Origin of the sequence: Flavobacterium sp. JAS (assembly GCF_020991455.1) — a bacterium.
GTDB lineage: Bacteria > Bacteroidota > Bacteroidia > Flavobacteriales > Flavobacteriaceae > Flavobacterium.
This window is the reverse complement of record NZ_JAJMOX010000002.1, coordinates 408,460-425,124: the sequence shown is the minus strand read 5'-3', so window position 1 is coordinate 425,124 and position 16,665 is coordinate 408,460. Positions and strand designations below refer to the sequence as shown.

Genomic DNA, 16,665 nt, shown 5'->3' with positions numbered 1-16,665 from the left:
AATGTCAATCAATCAAACCAAATACCTCAACGATTTAAAACTAAAATTCGAAAGCTATGCTCCTATTTCAGAAGCTTCCTGGCAATTAATCGAAAATATAGCCGAATTTCAATCGATCAAAAAAGGGGAAATACTTTTGAGAAACGGACAAATTGCGAAAGAAATTCATTTTATAGCCAAAGGTGCTTTGCGAGCTTTTATAACGGATGCTGCCGGGAATATTTATAACAAGAATATCTTTCTAGATGGGGATTTTGCAGGCTCAAAAGCTTCTTTATTGCAACAAACTCCTTCTAATTTTACAATTGAAGCGCTCGAAGATGCTGTTTTAATTAATCTTAACTACAAAAAATACAGAACACTCATTGACCAAAACAATGATCTTAAAAACTATTATATCGCCTATTTAGAGAAAAACTGGGTAATCGAAAAAGAACAGCGCGAAATTTCATTAGTTATGGAAAATGCGACCGAAAGATATTTGCATCTTTTATCGAAACATCCTGATATTTCAGAGAGAATTCCGCTGTTGCATATTGCTTCACATTTAGGGATTACTCCAACCCAATTAAGTAGAATTAGAAAAGATCTTCAAAAAGATTTGTAAATCAACATATGTAAAGGTTTCTGATAAAAGCTAAAACTACCTTTGTGTTATATTCTCATAATTAATATCCAAATGAAAAATATAAACTTAATCGAAGACAACATAAACAATCTTACCGGTTTATGGAAAACCGTTGGCGCTCCTTTTCTATCTTATCATAAAAATGAAACTCTAGAATATTGTAAAATCGAAAATTCGGGCTGGCCTAATAAATTATGGTTTCGCAGTGATATTTCTAAAAAAGATTTACCAGATATTATAAAAACTATGCAGAATAATTCAGGTTTGGTTTTACCGTATTGGAATATCTTCGGAACAAAATCTTATGAAATTTTAGACGCTTATGGTTTTGAAATTAAGACCGAACAAGTAGCAATGGCGCTAAAATTAGATCCAAAATTCACCCTTGAACATAATCTTACTTTTAAAAGAGTTTCTACAGAACAAGATGCCAAAATTTGGACAGATTTATATCCAAATGCTTTTGGTTACGTGATTAGCAAAGAAATCCTGATTCAAAATCATAATGATGTTCATTTCTATTTGGTTTCTTTAGAAAATCAGCCAATAGGAACTTTTATGCTTTTCCAAACTCAGAATACTATCGGAATTCACGGCGTTGGTGTAATCCCGGAAATGCGCAGAAAAGGTTTCGCCGAAGAAATCATGAAATTTGCGCTTAATCTTTCTATAGATCTAAATGCTAATTATGCTTTACTACAAGCCTCAGTAATGGGAAAGGACATTTATACCAGATTGGGTTTTGAAGATTTGTTTGTGATTAAAAATTATATTTTAAAGGCTTAGTTATGGCACGCGGATGACGCGGGTTAAACGGGTTTTCGCTGATTATTTCTTTTATTTTTCTTCCTTTTTTGTTTTTCACGCATTTCTGTCCTTGCGAGGAACGAAGCAATTTCACTTGTTGGATCAGACAACTGGTTACTTTTAGTAGTGAGATTGCTTCGTTCCTCGCAAGGACGTACTTTGAGATTACTTTATCGCAAAAAAAATCTTTCTTCTATAATCTTTCTTCTATAATCTCCAATCTAAAGTCTAAATTCCAAAATCCCCCAATCTTGTCCAAAATGCCCCTAAAATAGTCGTAAATAAGTATTCTATCAGAAAAATAAGATTAGTAAGTTTGTAATACATTAACTAATAACTATTTAAAAATAACAAAATCATGAAAAAAGCAAAAATCATTTTTTGGATTACTACAATTATTATTTTCTTGTTCGAAGGCGTAATGCCGGCATTATTTTCACAAAGTCAGGAGGCAAAAGAAGGAATCAGACATTTAGGATACCCTGAATATTTTGGAAATGCCTTGGTTGTTTTTAAAATTCTTGGAGTTTTAGTCTTGGTGATTCCATCAATTCCAAAAAACGTAAAAGAATGGGCTTACGCCGGATTTGGTTTCGATTTTATATTTGCATCAATCAGCCATTTTGCAATTGACGGAGTTAATTTTCAATCGTTTTTTCCACTAATATTTTTAGTGATTCTGGCGATTTCCTATATATATTATCATAAAATTGAGCGATATAAAAATATCGCCCTATAAACTTTCACAGTGATGATAGAAGTTTTTAAAACAAATGTTCAGGAAGTGGAACAATCTAAAATGATTGTGGGGAAACTTCTTGAGCATTTCCCTAATAGCGTGATCAATTTTGATCTGGAAGATTGCGATAAAATTCTACGAATTAATGCTTCTTCTTTTTCAAATCAAAAAATAATAGAACTTCTTGACTCTTACGGTTATCATTGCGAAGTACTTTTATAATCTTTCTCAAAGAACACAAATAATTGATTATCAAAATTTTAAATATTTTATTGTATTTTTGAAATACTATCAATCTCAAATTTTACAAAATGAATTTACCGGCTAATCATCAAACTATAATGCCCTATTTAATTCTAAATGGAGCTTCAAAATTTATTGAATTTACCCAGAGAGTCTTCGATTCAGAAAAGACAAGTACAGAAGTTTTACGCGAAGACGGCACCATTATGCATGCCGAAATTATCATTAACGGAAGTACTATTATGGTTACTGATCAAACTAAAGACTGGAGTGAACAGACCTCTAACTTATTTGTTTATGTTCCTAATGCAGACAAAACCTATCAAAAAGCATTAGATAATGGGGCCATAAGTTTAATGGGGTTAAGTACTCAGGATTATGGAAGAACATGCGGGGTAACAGATCCTTGTGGAAATGTTTGGTGGATAACATCTGTTGTCGAATAACAAATCTAATTTCTAAATCAAAAAAATGAAAGAAGCAATTCAAAAAGATATAATTGAAACATTTAAAAATCTAAATGCGATACTCTTTTTATTTTCGCAGGAAGAATTTAATATTATTCCGGGCAATGATTGTTGGAGCGCCGGACAAACTGCCCAGCATCTTATTCTTGCCTGCTCTGGTTATCCCAAATTATTCTCGGGAAGAACTCAAGAAACTGATAGAAAATACGATGAAAAAGTCAAAGATATTAAGGCATTATTTTTGAATTTTGATATTAAAATGGATTCCCCTGATTTCTTAAAACCTGCTGCCATTGATTATAATAAAGATTCTTTAAGTTCGACTTTCCATCATATAGAATCTGATTTGTTACATGCAGCAGAAACTATGGATTTAACCCTAACTTGTCTTGATTTTGAATTGCCTGGGTTTGGTAAATTTACTATCTTCGAATGGATTAGTTTTGCTCTTATTCATATTCAAAGACATACTAAACAATTAAACAATATTTTTAAACAGGTAGCCAAATCATAAAACATATATATGACATCAAAATCAGGAACTATATTTTTATCGGGTTTAATTGCTGGAACATTGGATATTCTTGCTGCATTTTTTTTCTATGCCCTGTTATTTCAAAAAACAACACCAATAAAAATTCTGCAATCTATTGCAAGCGGAATCTTTAAAAAAGAAGCCTACAGTGGCGGTGCACAAATGGCCTTATACGGATTGTTATTGCACTACTTTATAGCTTTTATTTTTGCCGCATTCTATTTTACAATTTATCCATACTTCTCCTCCTTAAAAAAGAATACCTTATTATCAGGAATCTTTTACGGCATTTTTGTCTGGATTGCTATGAATCTGGTTGTCTTGCCCGTTGTGTTTCCGGTATTGCCTGAAAAACATTTAGATTTTCCTTTAATACTATCGATCTTAATTCTGATTTTCTGTATCGGAATTCCGATTGCTTTTATAACCAGAAAACATTATTCTTTGCAGAAATAGTATTTTCAGGTTTCGGCCTCTGTCAAGAGTTTAAAACTTGAAACAAAGAAAACATGAAACCAAAAAGCGAAACCATGATATTTGGTTTCGCTTTTTTTTTACCTGATTAAAACTTATTGCTAAACTTTTGTTCTTCCTCTTACTAATGAAATAACAAATAATACCAAAAATATAAAGAATAAAACTTTTGCAATACTAGCGGCTCCGGCAGCAATTCCGCCAAAACCAAAAATTCCGGCTACTATAGCCAAAATTATAAATGTGACTGTCCAACGTAACATGATATTGAATTTTAAATTTATAATAAAGACTTCCTTAAAGCCTAATTTGTTTGTTACTCAAAGTTCCTTTATCCTTATCACAATTTTTAACTCAAAACGTTAAATTTTTATCGCAATAAACTATAAATCAAATTTTTAAACTAATTTTATAATTCCCTCTTTTTGTTTCAAAATTTCCATATAAATCCTTTTGAGTTAACTTTTTGATCGATTGGATTAATCGTCATTTGATTGATAAAGTAATTTTAGATAAAAAATTTAAAGCCTATCAAAACCTATTATAAGCCAGCTAAATATATAATGAAAACTATGATTATATGAGATCAGCTATTTTTAAGAATCTTTTAAAAAATTTATTACGGTACCGCCGATAAAAAAATTGTGGTGGTTTTATTGAACTTTAACTAAACGAACTAAAACAGTACCCCATGAAAATGATATCAAATAAATCAAAAATAGTTTTTCTATCTACATTTCCACCAACTCAATGTGGTATAGCAACTTATACTCAAGATACAGTTAAAGGAATTACTGATGTTTATGGTAAATCAATTACTTGCGAAATTTGCGAATTGGTTAATAAACCTAAAGAAAAACCAACACAAGCCTATACTTTAAATACTACAAATAAAGAGGAATATGCTCGTGTTGCTGAACAAATCAATAAAGATATTGCTGTAAAATTAGTTCACATTCAACACGAATTTGGCTTATTTGAAGGAAATTATGGAGACTATTTATTAGGGTTTTTAAATGCAATAAAAAAACCTGTGACCTTTACTTTTCACAGCGTTATTCCCAATCCTAATAATGAATTAAGAACTTTTGTAAAATTGCTTTTATCCTACAGCAACTCGGTTTTTGTAATGACCAATCAGTCAAAAGAAATTCTCACAAACGATTATGGAATTCAGGAATCTATTATTACCTGTGTTCCGCACGGTACCCATATTGTTATTTATGAGACACCGGCGCAGGCCAAAGAAAAATTTGGTTTTCAGGATCGTCTTGTACTTTCAACTTTTGGACTTTTGGGTGAAGGTAAAAATATCGAAACCGGCTTACAGGCACTATCCAAAATCATCAAAAAAGAACCGACTGTTTTGTATTTAATTATCGGAAAAACACATCCAAATCTTATCGTTGACGGTGTTGATGCTTATCGTGACAAATTAGAAACTATGGTTAAAGATTTGAATCTAAAAGACAACGTTCAATTTATAAACCAATATCTTGATACCAATGAACTTCTGGATTATTTAAAAGCAACTGATATTTATTTATTTACCTCTAAAGATCCAAATCAGGCTGTAAGCGGCACATTTTCGTATGCAATGAGCTGTGCTTGTCCAATGGTAGCTTCAAAAATTCCGCATACTCGGGAAGTTTTAACTTCAGATTGCGGCTTTCTGGTTGATATTGGAAACGCAGATCAATTTGCCAAAGCTACACTTAAATTAATCTCTGATGAGAATTTAAGACACGAAATGGGAATCAATGCCTTTAGAAAAACCAGAGCTTCATCTTGGGAAAACGTAGCCATTATTCATATCAATACATATAAAAATCTTATTGAAAAACCCGCAGAAATTAAATTCAGCTATCCTGCAATTCAATTAAAACATATCAAAAAACTAACAACTGATTTGGGTATTATTCAATTCAGCAAAATCTCAGTTCCTGATCTTGCGTCCGGTTATACATTAGACGATAATGCCAGAGCATTGATTGCTTTTTGCATGCATTATAAACTAACGCAGGACAAAGATGATCTTCCATATATTTTAATTTATTTGGATTTTATTGAGCGATGTCAAAAACCAAAAGGCAATTTTATCAATTATGTCGATCAGGAAAATCGTGAACATATAGAGCAAAATGCCGAAGTAAATCTCGAAGATTCAAACGCAAGAGCAATTTGGGCTTTAGGAACCGTAATCTCAAATGCAGCTATTCTTCCGGACACAATTTCAAAAAAAGCTACAAAATGTTTATTAAACTCCTTAAAATGGGCCGAAAACATTCAATCGCCACGTTCTATTGGGTTTGCAACAAAAGGTTTGTATCTCTATCATTCGGCCGTACCCAATTTGTATGTAGCGGCAATTATCAATAAACTCAATGCTAAACTGCTTGCAAATTATGAAGCTCATGCTTCTGAAAACTGGAAATGGTTTGAAAATTACCTAACCTACGCAAACGGTATTTTGCCCGAATCAATGTTGTATGCCTATTTAGTGACTAACAAACCTGTTTATAAAAAAGTAGCTTTAGATTCATTGGATTTCTTAATGTCGAAAATGTTCATCGATAAAGATTTCAAAGTCATCTCAAATAATGGCTGGTATCATAAAGACTCAGAACCGCATCAATTTGGAGAACAGCCAATCGATGTTTCTTATACCATTCAAACCTTAAATTCATTCTATAATGCTTTTCATACTCCGGAATATAAAAACAAAATGAAGATTGCCTTTAACTGGTTTTTAGGAAAAAATCATTTGAATCAGATCATGTATAATCCGGTAAGTGGCGGAGGTTATGACGGACTTGAAAAAGAAAATGTAAACTTAAATCAAGGTGCCGAATCTACAATATGTTACTTAACGGCCCGATTATTAATGGAAAACTTCAAACTATCAGAATCTAAAGTGATTCCGTTACTAAAAAACAGAAGTGGTGTTGCCATAAATTCATAAAGAATCAAACGATAATAGACTGACCAAAATACTATTAAACCCAGAAAATCCCTTTTAACGAAGGGATTTTTTGTTTTTATCCTTTCCGATCAATTTCCGTAAACAGAAATCACAAAAAAACAAAATCAGTCCAAACCTGTTTAAATCTGCCTCATCCGTGTGTCATCTTACCAAATCTTGTTTTTTTAACATTTTTCGCCAAACGTTACAATATCCTGATTATTGTGTACTTACTATGTTAATTATATAAACTTCAAAAAAAGTTGTGTAAGATTTTTTCCGTACTTCCTGAGTACATTTATACTTAACAATCAGAAGAAATAATACTTAGTAAACAACTGGTTTTCAAGGAATAGATTTAACTTAAAATATAGTATTTTGATTCTCACTCTAAAAAATACATTCACAGAAATTGGAAATGCAACCTTGTTTGCAAAGCAGTTTTTTAAGGAAGTTTTTATACCTCCTTACGAGGCAAAAGAGTTCTTGAAACAATGTTATGTGATAGGTTATAAATCGCTCCCACTTGTGGCTATAACCGGTTTTATTATGGGTTTGGTATTGACGTTGCAATCACGACCAACTTTAGTCAAATTTGGGGCTGAATCGTGGCTGCCTGGAATGGTGGCACTTTCTTTAATTAGAGAAATTGCACCGGTAATTACAGCTTTGATTTGTGCGGGAAAAATTTCGTCCGGAATTGGCGCCGAATTAGGTTCGATGAAAGTAACTGAGCAAATTGATGCCATGGAAGTCTCGGCTATAAATCCCTATAACTATTTAGTTGTAACACGCATTTTAGCCTGTACTTTAATGGTTCCTCTTTTAGTATTTTTTGCTGATGCCGTTGGAATAATTGGCGGATATGTTGGTATTAATATTCATGGTGATATAAACTTTTATCGTTATCTGACCCAGATCCTGCAAAAATTAGAATTTCTGGATCTGATTCCCGCTACCATTAAAACATTCTTCTTTGGTTTTTTTATTGGAATGATTGGATGTTATAAAGGTTTTAATGCCTCAAACGGAACCGAAAGCGTGGGTAAAGCAGCAAACTCTGCAGTTGTAACAGCATCTTTAGCCATTTTTATTCTGGATATGGTCGCTGTTCAAATAACCGATTTATTCTTCTAAGATGATTAAAGAAAAAGAAAATATAGAACTTAAAACAAAAGAGAAAAGCAAAACTGCGATCATTGAGATTAAAGATTTGCACAAAACTTTTGGTGCTGATAATGAAGTTTTAAAAGGCGTAAACCTTACCGTAAATAAAGGAGAAGATTTAGTGATTTTAGGACGTTCCGGATCAGGAAAATCTGTAGCGATAAAATGTATTGTGGGTCTGATCGAACCGGACAAAGGCGAGATAAAAGTTTTTGGCGAAAATATATTGAATCTAAAAAAATCTGAACTGAATCAAATCAGAGTCCGAATTGGATTTTTGTTCCAAAGTGGCGCTTTGTACGATTCAATGTCGGTGAGAGAAAATTTGGCATTTACCTTAAAGAAACACAAACGAGATTTGACACCTGGAGAAGTCGAAAATGAAATAATTGAAGCCTTGGATAATGTGGGATTGAGCGACGCAATTGACAAAATGCCCTCTGAACTCTCGGGCGGAATGAAAAAAAGAATTGGCTTAGCCAGAACTTTAATACTTAAACCCGAAATCATTCTCTACGATGAACCAACCACAGGATTAGACACAATAACCTCTCGGGAAATAAGCGAATTGATTCTCGATATCAAACACAAACGCAAAACAACTTCGATCATTATCACCCATGATATGGCCTGCGCCAAATTAACTGCCGATCGAATAATGGTTTTGAAAGATGGCGTAATACACGCCGAAGGAACCTATCAAGAACTGGAAAAAGACGAAGACCAATGGGTACGCTCATTTTTTAAATAAAGCAAAATAAATATTAGAAATCATGGAGAAGCAATCTGGATATACTTGGAAATTAGGAATGTTTGTATCAGTAGGTTTACTGCTTTTCATTACGGCATTTTACTTCATCGGAAAGCAAAAAAATCTATTTGGGTCAACCTTTCACATCTCGTCACGATTTAAAACCGTTAGTGGTTTAGAAGTGGGCAATAAAGTTCGTTTTTCAGGAATTAATGTCGGAACGATCGAAGAAATCAGGTTAATAAACGATTCATCGGTTGTGGTTTCGATGGTATTGAAAGATGAAGTTCGCGAATTTATTAAAACAGATGCACGCGCCAGCATTGGTTCTGACGGATTAATGGGTGACAAAGTTTTGACTATTTCTCCCGGCGTAAAATCCCAAAAAATCATCCAAGATAATGGAGCCATCGCTTCTGCTGACGGAATTGAAATGCAAGATCTTATGAAAAGCATCAAAAAAAGCGTCGACAATGTAGGGGTAATTTCTCAAGAGCTGGCCATTTTTAGTCATTCTATGAATAACGGAAACGGGGCTTTAGCAAGATTGGTTCGTGATGATAAAATGGCAAACAGCGTTACGAACACGTTATCAAATCTAGAAAGCGGAACCAAAGGTTTTAGTGATAATATGCAAGCCGCCAAAAGTAACTTTTTGTTTAGAGGATACTTCAAGAAAAAAGAGAAAGAAAAGGAAAGAAAAAAAGAAGAACAGCAAAAAGCTAAAGAAGAGAAAAAGGAAGAGAAAGACGCAAAAGCTAAGGAAAACAAAGCCAAAGAAGACGATAAAAAACAGGAAAAACAAAAAGAAGAAGACGCAGAAAAAGCTAAATCGTGAAATGCAATTAGTGAAATGTGAATTGTAAGATGTAAAATATTACTCAATACATGGTGGTTACGCTATGTGCTTTATAATTGAGTGAAACGCCTTTATCCCTTTACATAACTATGATTCTATTTGTTAAAATAATATATCTATATAAATAAATTACTACAAAAATTAAAAAGATTTCTATATGCCAGTATCTTATAAAAATATAGCCCTTAGAACTCTAAAAATAACCGCAATCACAGTGGCGAGTATCTTACTATTACTATTTTTGATTCCATTGTTATTTCCAGGAACTGTTGCGTCTGAAGTAAAGAAAATTGCCAATGAAAGATTAGATACCAAAATGGACTTTTCGAAATCGAGATTATCATTTTTTACACATTTTCCTTCACTAACAGTTTCGCTTGACAATTTATCCCTTACAGGTTCGGCACCATTTCGAAATGATACTTTGCTAAAAGCAGAACAAGTTGCTTTTGGAATTAATCTTAAAAGGCTAATTTTTGACAACGAAGTAAAGATTAATAAACTATATGTTTCTAAAGCTTTAATCAATATAATGGTCAGTCAAAAGGGAGAAGCCAATTACAATATTTATGTTGCTCCCGAAGATCGCGATAAAAAACCAAACGATCCAAATCAACCTGACCAAGGAACTGCAATTCGGTTAGAGCGAATAGACTTAGAAGATTGTCATGTAAAATACAACGATCGATCCGCTAAAATTCTTATCGATGCAAAAGGCTTTAATTATGTCGGAAGAGGAAATCTAAGCGAAGATATTTTTGACTTAAATACAGATGCCCGAATCGATAATGTCGATTTTTATTATAATAGAACGGCATATCTTAGAAAAAAAGAAGTTCGTGCTGATTTGATTACCCGAATTAATACACATGCGCTTTCGTTTATTCTTCAAAAAAATGAGTTGAGAATCAATAAACTTCCGCTAAAATTTACGGGTTTACTTACCATTTTAAGAGACGGATATAAAATAAATATCAAAGCAGCATCTGAAAATACAACCGTAAAAGATTTATTATCAGTAATGCCTCCTGAATATTTAACGTGGATGGATGAAACTGAAATCTCCGGAAATAGTGATTTGCTTTTTACTTTTAAAGGCGATTATAATGTCGCCAAAAATCAAAAACCGGATTTGGCTTTTAATCTGAAAATTGATAAAGGTGCCATAAATTATCAAAATGCTCCTGCTCCATTAACAGGTTTTCAGATGAATCTCAATGCAATTTTACCTTCGCTTGACGTCGAAAAACTTTTAATTAATCTTAAAACTTTTAAATTTAAAGTAGGCGAAAAAGATTATTTTATCGCTTATTTACATAGTAAAGGTTTTAACGAAATGACGGTCGATGCCAGTGTAAAAGGTGCATTAGATCTTGCAACAGTTGACGCTGCATTAGGTTTGAGTACTATTGAATTAAAAGGAATCCTGAAAATAAATATTCAGGCAAGAGGTGTTTTTAGTACTTCAAAAAAACTTTTTCCTAAAACGATTGGCGGAATTGCACTGCATAACGGCTGGTTAAAAACGGACTCATATCCTAACCCAATTACCGATATTACTTTTGTTGCCAATGTGTTAAACAAAGCCGGAACATTTAAGGATTTGATTGTTGCCGTTGCTCCTGCTTCTTTTGTTTTTGAAGGAAATCCGATGTATGTAAACGCCACTTTATCAGATTTTAGTGATTTGGCTTACAATGCAAAAATAAAAGGCGAATTGAATATTGGTCGTATTTATCAGGTTTTCTCCAAAAAAGGACTTGATGTGACCGGTTATGCAAAAGCAGATCTTTCCCTTAAGGGAAAACAAAATTATGCCACAAAAGGACAATACGATAAACTCGATAATAAAGGCACAATTGTATTAAAAAACATCAAAGCAACCTCAGAACTTTTTCCCAAATCCTTCTTTATCAAACAAGGAAATTTCCGTTTTCAGAATGAGAAAATGTGGTTTGAAAAATTTGATGCTTCTTATGGAAAATCTGATTTTGCCATAAACGGATATTTACTAAATACTATTAATTATTTCCTGGAATCACACGGAACTTTGAGTGGAAATTTCAACATGAAATCTAAACTGATAAATGTTGATGAATTTATGGCCCTTAAAAAAGGCGAAAATACCAATCGAAATCTGGAAGTAGAATACGCCAAAGAAGATCATCCAAAAATGAGCGGTGTTGTCATTGTGCCCAAAAACTTAAATGTAGCACTAACCGCAAATGCAGACAAAGTTGAATATAACGGATTAGTTTTAAACAATCTTAATGGTAAAGTTGGCATTACAAAAGAAGGTTTTTATTTAGAAAATGCCACTTTTAATATCATCGATTGTCTCTTAGGAATCAATGCTTCTTATAAAGATGAATCGCCAACATCCGCACATTTTGATGCTCATTTTACAGCCAAAGACTTCAGCGTTCAAAGAGCTTACAAAGAAATTCCTATGTTTCATAATATGGTAACTGTCGCTGAAAAAGCACAGGGAATTATTTCTGTAGATTATAAAGTCAAAGGTGATTTAAACGGAAATATGGGACCAATTTATGAATCTCTTGAAGGTGGGGGAACATTAAACCTTCGTGATGTAAAAGTTAAAGGATTAAAATTATTTGACGGAATTAGTTCCAAAACCGGACAAAAAACTCTGGACGATCCTAACCTGAAAGGAATTCAAATAAATTCAACTATCGATAATAATTTAATTCATATAGAACCTTTCACCTTTAGTGTCGCTAGTTTCAAGCCAACGATAAAAGGAACAACAAGTTTTGATGGGCTTTTAGATTTACGAATGCGATTAGGATTGCCGCCATTTGGCATTATTGGTTTTCCTATCGTTATTACCGGAACACATGAAGATCCAAAAATTAAAATTTTCAGTAAAACAGGCCAAAAAATTGATGATGCCCTGTATGACGAAAAAAACAATAAAGTTATTCGGGAAGAAAAAGTAAGCAAACAAAAAGTTAAACTCAAATGAAAACTAAAAAAACAAAACAAAGTAGTGCTTTCGAAAGATTTGCTACTAACGTTTCTAAAGCTGCCGGAAGCACTCCTGCTTTTATTGGCGCTTTTTTGATCGTTATAGTCTGGGCAATTTCCGGTCCTTTCTTTGATTACTCCGAAACCTGGCAATTGGTTATTAATACAGGAACTACAATTATTACTTTTTTGATGGTTTTTTTGATTCAGAAAGCACAAAACAAAGATTCTCTTGCTATTCAACTAAAGCTAAATGAATTAGTTGCCTCAAACGAGTATTCTAGTAATAGCCTGGTCGATATTGAAAGTATGACTGAGGAAGAAATGATTATCGTTCAGAAGTATTATCACAGACTGAGTGAACTTGCCAAAAAAGACGAAAGTATCAGAAATTCGCATTCTATCGCTGAAGCACATGAACAACATGAGCGTAAGGACAAAAACAGAACTAAATCACGTACCAGAAATATCACTAAAAAATGAAACTACGCTCTACCGAAACTTTCTGGCCTTTAAAAAACGCCATGTTAAATAGTTATCCGTCAATTGACAAAGATATTGATACGGAGATTTTAATCATTGGCGGAGGAATAACGGGAGCTTTAATTGCCTATAAATTAATTAACGAAGGAAAAAAGATAGTGCTTGTTGATCGTCGTGACATTTGTAACGGAAGTACTGCTGCAAGTACAGCTTTGCTTCAATATGAAATTGATGTCGCACTGCATAAACTCATTGAATTAAGAGGGAAAGGTTGTGCTGTTGACAGTTATAAAAATGGAAAAAAAGCCATTTTTGATTTAAGAAATATAATTGATACCATAAAAAGTGATTGCCAATTTGAATTCAAAAAAAGTATCTACTTTACTTCGCTTAAAAAAGACATTTCGTTCCTGAAACACGAATTTGAAGCGCGCCAGCAATCCGAATTTGACGTGACCTGGTTAAGCCGATTTAATTTGAAAGAAATGGGATTAAATGCTCTGGCTGCAATTGAATCAAAAACGGCCGCAGTAATGGATCCGTATAAACTCGCACACGATTTATTGCACTTCTGCCACCAAAACGGAATGCAGATTTTTGACCGAACCAATATTATTGGCATTGAACATCAAAAAGAAAAATGTGTTGCTCGTACCGAAAACAAATTTACCATTACAACAGATCACATCATACATTGCAGCGGTTACGAAAGCACCGAAACACTCACTGAAAAAGTAGTAGATCTAAAAAGCACTTACGTAATTACCTCCGAGAGTCTGCCTGATTTACCAACGGCTTTTAAAAATGCTATATTTTGGAATACCTCAAACCCTTATCTGTATTTTAGGGCAACGGCCGACAACCGCATTATCATTGGCGGGGGTGATGAAGAATTTAAAGATGCCAATAAACGCGATAAATTATTGCCTAAAAAAGAGCAGTATTTGCTAAAACAATTTAAAAGAAAATTTCCACTTATCAATTTCAAGATAGATTATTCCTGGGCGGGAACTTTTGGAGAAACAAAAGATGGTTTACCTTATTTTGGAAAACCGGATCCAAGAAAAAATGAACATTACGTTCTGGGTTTTGGAGGAAATGGAATCACCTTTAGTGTTTTAGGAATGAATTCTATTCTTGATTCTATAGACGATAAAAAAAATCAGGATTTGGAGTATTATAGGTTTGGGAGATGATTCTTTTTTGAGGTTCTAAGTTACTAAGTTTTTTTCTTAGCGCCTTAGCAACTTAGAACCTTAGCAGCTTAATTCAAAACCAACTCCATCTGAATATTACAACGTTTATAAGGTGTTGCCAGGCCATAAACTTTCTGGAAGCCCAGTTTATAATATAAATTAATTGCCGGTTTTAAGATTGTATTACTTTCCAGATATATTTTTTTTGCTCCTTCTTCTCTGGCACCGTTTACAATTGCCTGACCAAGTAAGAAGCCAATGTTTTTGCCTTGTGCTTTTGGTGAAACAGCCATTTTTGCCATTTCAAAATCATAATCTGAATCCTTGGTTTTTATCAATGCACAAACACCAACAGGTTCGTTACGATACAAAGCCACATAAATTTTGCCGCCTTTATTCAGGATATATTCCTGCGGATTATCCAAAGCTTTATAGTCAGCCTCTTCCATTTCGAAATAAGTCGAAATCCATTCAACATTTAATTCCCTGAAAGCTTCCTGATACTTAGGTTCAAATGGTACGATTTTCACATCCTGGCTTTCACGTAACTTTTTTTGTTCGTTTACTCGTTTAAACAAACTTTTCTGATTCAGTAAAAATTCCCATTCCTCAAGTGCAGCCCAAAGGTTATGACTTGATTCGGCAATTAAACCATCAACGGCAGCTTCGACATCTTTGAGTTGGAGTTTTAATTCTTTCGAAAATTCCCTTCCCTGTTTAGTCAGATCAACAATATTCCTACGTTTATCATTGCTTTTTAAATTCTCTTCGACCAAACCAGCAACAATCATTTCCTGAATAATTTTGCTCACTGATGGCTGCGAATGTCCTATTTCGTTAGCAATTTCTGTAATGGTTATTTCCCTTTCTTCTATAAGTGTATAAAAAACCGGAAACCATTTTGGCATAAAATTCATACCATACGATTCATATATTTTAGCAGCATCATCGGTTATCATTGCTGTCATTAAACGTAATCGGCTTCCTAAAGCCACCTTACCTACTTTGTCAAAAAATTCCATATATAATTAATTACATAATCAGTTATGCAAATATAGTTATTTTTTAGAAACTAAGGTTCTAAGTCACTAAGAATCTAAGTTTTTTTTTGAAACTGTTTAATTATCTTATGTACTGGGGACTTTGTTAAAAAATATTTACATCAAAAAAACTTAGCAACTCAGAACCTCAGCAACTCAGAGACTTAACTAAGCCGTAATAGTAAGCGGATTCAGATTGAATTTATATTCTTTTGGACTGCAATTGAATTTTTGCTTGAAGATTTTAGAGAAATAACTTCTGCTTGTGAAGCCAATGCAATACACAATTTCGGAAATATTCAGGTCTGAGGTTCTGATGAGAATTTCGGCTTTAAGAACCCGCATGTGCGTGATGTAATCGTTTACAGTTCTGTTGTGAATCATTTTAAAACCTTCTTGTAGTTTATTTGGAGATAATCCAGCCATTTTGCTCAACGATTTAATCGTAAAGGTTTCCTCGGGATTGGCTTTTATGGTTTCTGAAAGTTCTTTGATTTCTTCCATTTCTTTTTGAGACAAACCATTTGTATCTTTTGATAAAGCGCCTAAATCGTCTATATATTGCTGAATCTCCATTGCCAGAATGATTCTTAAAATTCCTTCTTTTAGTAAATTTCTAACAATTCCGGTTTGTGTGATAGCGTTTAATTGTTCAATTTTTTCGGCAATTTTTAAATTGTACGTCCCGATATAAAAGAAATCCCTGGCAGTGTGATTCCCAAAAAAAATATCTTTGACTTTTTGATTCAAAGAATTCATTTTATTTTGTTCCCCAACCCGAGTTCCAACAATGATTAAAGTAAATCTTGTTTTTTTTTCCTTTTCAAAAAACAAAACATTATCCTGATTTTGTTTCGAAGTTACAATCGCAGTTTGAAAAGTTTTAAATTTTCTCTCATCGCCCATAAATCCAAAACTATGCGAGAGATTTCCCTCTGAACAATAAGCAAAATAAACCGGCGAAGATTTAATCTTTAAAAAATCTATGCAAACATTCTTCAAAAAGATCATATCAAATTGCATATATGAAATAGTGTCATTGAAAGAAGCGCCTATAATTGTTCCTTTTGCAAAATGACTGTCCACTTCAATCCTATATTCCTCTAAATCATAAGTCATATTTCCGTCAAAGCTGTTATTTAATTCTTCAAATATATTTTGAATTTTCTCTGTATGTATAGTAACTATTTTCATTTTGTCTATATTTAAAATTCTATAATCGCTCATGATGTTTTTTGCTCAGGAAGTAGTATTCTTGTATTCAAAAATCATATTTCAAAGTTCGATCTTACCTACCTTAAAAATGTTATATAATTCTCTGCTTTT

The 16,665-nt window shown here is 33.1% G+C and carries 17 protein-coding genes; 14 read left to right on the top strand and 3 right to left on the bottom strand.

Annotated features, from left to right (window positions below):
* The first annotated feature begins 1 nt into the window (after nt 1).
* From LPB88_RS03815 to LPB88_RS03785, 7 genes are all read left to right on the top strand, one after another.
* Nucleotides 2-607, top strand: a complete 606-nt coding sequence (locus LPB88_RS03815; protein WP_230712590.1) for a Crp/Fnr family transcriptional regulator — start codon at nt 2-4, stop codon at nt 605-607.
* Nucleotides 608-679: 72 nt separating this feature from the next.
* On the top strand, nt 680-1,414 hold the full coding sequence (locus LPB88_RS03810; protein WP_230712588.1) for a GNAT family N-acetyltransferase: 735 nt from the start codon (nt 680-682) through the stop codon (nt 1,412-1,414).
* Nucleotides 1,415-1,793: 379 nt separating this feature from the next.
* Complete coding sequence (locus tag LPB88_RS03805; RefSeq protein WP_230712586.1) at nt 1,794-2,174, top strand: DoxX family protein; 381 nt, start codon at nt 1,794-1,796, stop codon at nt 2,172-2,174.
* Between the two features lie 12 nt (nt 2,175-2,186).
* A complete protein-coding gene (locus LPB88_RS03800) occupies nt 2,187-2,396 on the top strand; it encodes a hypothetical protein (protein ID WP_230712584.1) in 210 nt (69 codons plus the stop codon).
* An 89-nt stretch (nt 2,397-2,485) separates the two neighbouring features.
* Nucleotides 2,486-2,863 (top strand): VOC family protein, encoded by a 378-nt coding sequence (locus LPB88_RS03795; RefSeq protein WP_230712582.1) that lies wholly within the window; start codon nt 2,486-2,488, stop codon nt 2,861-2,863.
* Nucleotides 2,864-2,888: 25 nt separating this feature from the next.
* Nucleotides 2,889-3,398 carry a DinB family protein gene (locus LPB88_RS03790; protein WP_230712580.1) on the top strand — a complete coding sequence of 170 codons (510 nt, stop codon included), beginning with the start codon at nt 2,889-2,891 and terminating at the stop codon, nt 3,396-3,398.
* 9 nt (nt 3,399-3,407) lie between these two features.
* Entirely contained in the window at nt 3,408-3,875 is a 468-nt protein-coding gene (locus LPB88_RS03785; protein ID WP_230712574.1) for a DUF1440 domain-containing protein, read from the top strand.
* A gap of 119 nt (nt 3,876-3,994) precedes the next feature.
* On the opposite strand, the gene LPB88_RS03780 is transcribed toward LPB88_RS03785, so the two are convergent.
* A complete protein-coding gene (locus LPB88_RS03780; protein ID WP_230712572.1) occupies nt 3,995-4,156 on the bottom strand; it encodes a DUF1328 domain-containing protein in 162 nt (53 codons plus the stop codon).
* Nucleotides 4,157-4,584: 428 nt separating this feature from the next.
* Here LPB88_RS03780 and LPB88_RS03775 point away from each other — a divergent pair, with 428 nt between their 5' ends.
* The 7 genes from LPB88_RS03775 to LPB88_RS03745 all read left to right on the top strand — a co-directional run bounded on the left by LPB88_RS03775 (nt 4,585) and on the right by LPB88_RS03745 (nt 14,299).
* Nucleotides 4,585-6,855 (top strand): glycosyltransferase, encoded by a 2,271-nt coding sequence (locus LPB88_RS03775; protein ID WP_230712570.1) that lies wholly within the window; start codon nt 4,585-4,587, stop codon nt 6,853-6,855.
* 378 nt (nt 6,856-7,233) lie between these two features.
* Nucleotides 7,234-7,992: an ABC transporter permease gene (locus LPB88_RS03770; protein WP_230712568.1), complete on the top strand. Its 759-nt coding sequence runs from the start codon at nt 7,234-7,236 to the stop codon at nt 7,990-7,992.
* A gap of 1 nt (nt 7,993) precedes the next feature.
* The gene (locus tag LPB88_RS03765; RefSeq protein ID WP_230712566.1) at nt 7,994-8,773 is read left to right on the top strand and encodes an ABC transporter ATP-binding protein; all 780 of its coding nucleotides are present in this window, start codon (nt 7,994-7,996) and stop codon (nt 8,771-8,773) included.
* Nucleotides 8,774-8,795: 22 nt separating this feature from the next.
* Entirely contained in the window at nt 8,796-9,611 is an 816-nt protein-coding gene (locus LPB88_RS03760; RefSeq protein WP_230712564.1) for an MlaD family protein, read from the top strand.
* 178 nt (nt 9,612-9,789) lie between these two features.
* Nucleotides 9,790-12,618, top strand: a complete 2,829-nt coding sequence (locus tag LPB88_RS03755) for an AsmA family protein (protein WP_230712562.1) — start codon at nt 9,790-9,792, stop codon at nt 12,616-12,618.
* Nucleotides 12,615-13,103, top strand: a complete 489-nt coding sequence (locus LPB88_RS03750) for a low affinity iron permease family protein (RefSeq protein WP_230712560.1) — start codon at nt 12,615-12,617, stop codon at nt 13,101-13,103. The genes LPB88_RS03755 and LPB88_RS03750 overlap by 4 nt, the downstream gene beginning before the upstream one ends.
* On the top strand, nt 13,100-14,299 hold the full coding sequence (locus LPB88_RS03745; RefSeq protein ID WP_230712558.1) for an FAD-binding oxidoreductase: 1,200 nt from the start codon (nt 13,100-13,102) through the stop codon (nt 14,297-14,299). Before LPB88_RS03750 ends, LPB88_RS03745 begins: the two co-directional genes overlap by 4 nt.
* 68 nt (nt 14,300-14,367) lie before the next feature.
* On the opposite strand, the gene LPB88_RS03740 is transcribed toward LPB88_RS03745, so the two are convergent.
* Complete coding sequence (locus tag LPB88_RS03740) at nt 14,368-15,321, bottom strand: bifunctional helix-turn-helix transcriptional regulator/GNAT family N-acetyltransferase (RefSeq protein WP_230712556.1); 954 nt, start codon at nt 15,319-15,321, stop codon at nt 14,368-14,370.
* A 186-nt stretch (nt 15,322-15,507) separates the two neighbouring features.
* Nucleotides 15,508-16,533, bottom strand: coding sequence for an AraC family transcriptional regulator (locus LPB88_RS03735; RefSeq protein ID WP_230712553.1), 1,026 nt, complete (start codon nt 16,531-16,533; stop codon nt 15,508-15,510).
* Between the last annotated feature and the right edge of the window lie 132 nt (nt 16,534-16,665).

What these genes read in the sequence shown, in the direction of transcription:
- LPB88_RS03815 (WP_230712590.1), top strand. Translation starts at nt 2, where the DNA reads ATGTCAATCAATCAAACCAAATACCTCAACGATTTAAAACTAAAATTC.
- LPB88_RS03810 (WP_230712588.1), top strand. Translation starts at nt 680, where the DNA reads ATGAAAAATATAAACTTAATCGAAGACAACATAAACAATCTTACCGGT.
- LPB88_RS03805 (WP_230712586.1), top strand. Translation starts at nt 1,794, where the DNA reads ATGAAAAAAGCAAAAATCATTTTTTGGATTACTACAATTATTATTTTC.
- LPB88_RS03800 (WP_230712584.1), top strand. Translation starts at nt 2,187, where the DNA reads ATGATAGAAGTTTTTAAAACAAATGTTCAGGAAGTGGAACAATCTAAA.
- LPB88_RS03795 (WP_230712582.1), top strand. Translation starts at nt 2,486, where the DNA reads ATGAATTTACCGGCTAATCATCAAACTATAATGCCCTATTTAATTCTA.
- LPB88_RS03790 (WP_230712580.1), top strand. Translation starts at nt 2,889, where the DNA reads ATGAAAGAAGCAATTCAAAAAGATATAATTGAAACATTTAAAAATCTA.
- LPB88_RS03785 (WP_230712574.1), top strand. Translation starts at nt 3,408, where the DNA reads ATGACATCAAAATCAGGAACTATATTTTTATCGGGTTTAATTGCTGGA.
- LPB88_RS03780 (WP_230712572.1), bottom strand. Translation starts at nt 4,156, where the DNA reads ATGTTACGTTGGACAGTCACATTTATAATTTTGGCTATAGTAGCCGGA.
- LPB88_RS03775 (WP_230712570.1), top strand. Translation starts at nt 4,585, where the DNA reads ATGAAAATGATATCAAATAAATCAAAAATAGTTTTTCTATCTACATTT.
- LPB88_RS03765 (WP_230712566.1), top strand. Translation starts at nt 7,994, where the DNA reads ATGATTAAAGAAAAAGAAAATATAGAACTTAAAACAAAAGAGAAAAGC.
- LPB88_RS03760 (WP_230712564.1), top strand. Translation starts at nt 8,796, where the DNA reads ATGGAGAAGCAATCTGGATATACTTGGAAATTAGGAATGTTTGTATCA.
- LPB88_RS03755 (WP_230712562.1), top strand. Translation starts at nt 9,790, where the DNA reads ATGCCAGTATCTTATAAAAATATAGCCCTTAGAACTCTAAAAATAACC.
- LPB88_RS03750 (WP_230712560.1), top strand. Translation starts at nt 12,615, where the DNA reads ATGAAAACTAAAAAAACAAAACAAAGTAGTGCTTTCGAAAGATTTGCT.
- LPB88_RS03745 (WP_230712558.1), top strand. Translation starts at nt 13,100, where the DNA reads ATGAAACTACGCTCTACCGAAACTTTCTGGCCTTTAAAAAACGCCATG.
- LPB88_RS03740 (WP_230712556.1), bottom strand. Translation starts at nt 15,321, where the DNA reads ATGGAATTTTTTGACAAAGTAGGTAAGGTGGCTTTAGGAAGCCGATTA.
- LPB88_RS03735 (WP_230712553.1), bottom strand. Translation starts at nt 16,533, where the DNA reads ATGAAAATAGTTACTATACATACAGAGAAAATTCAAAATATATTTGAA.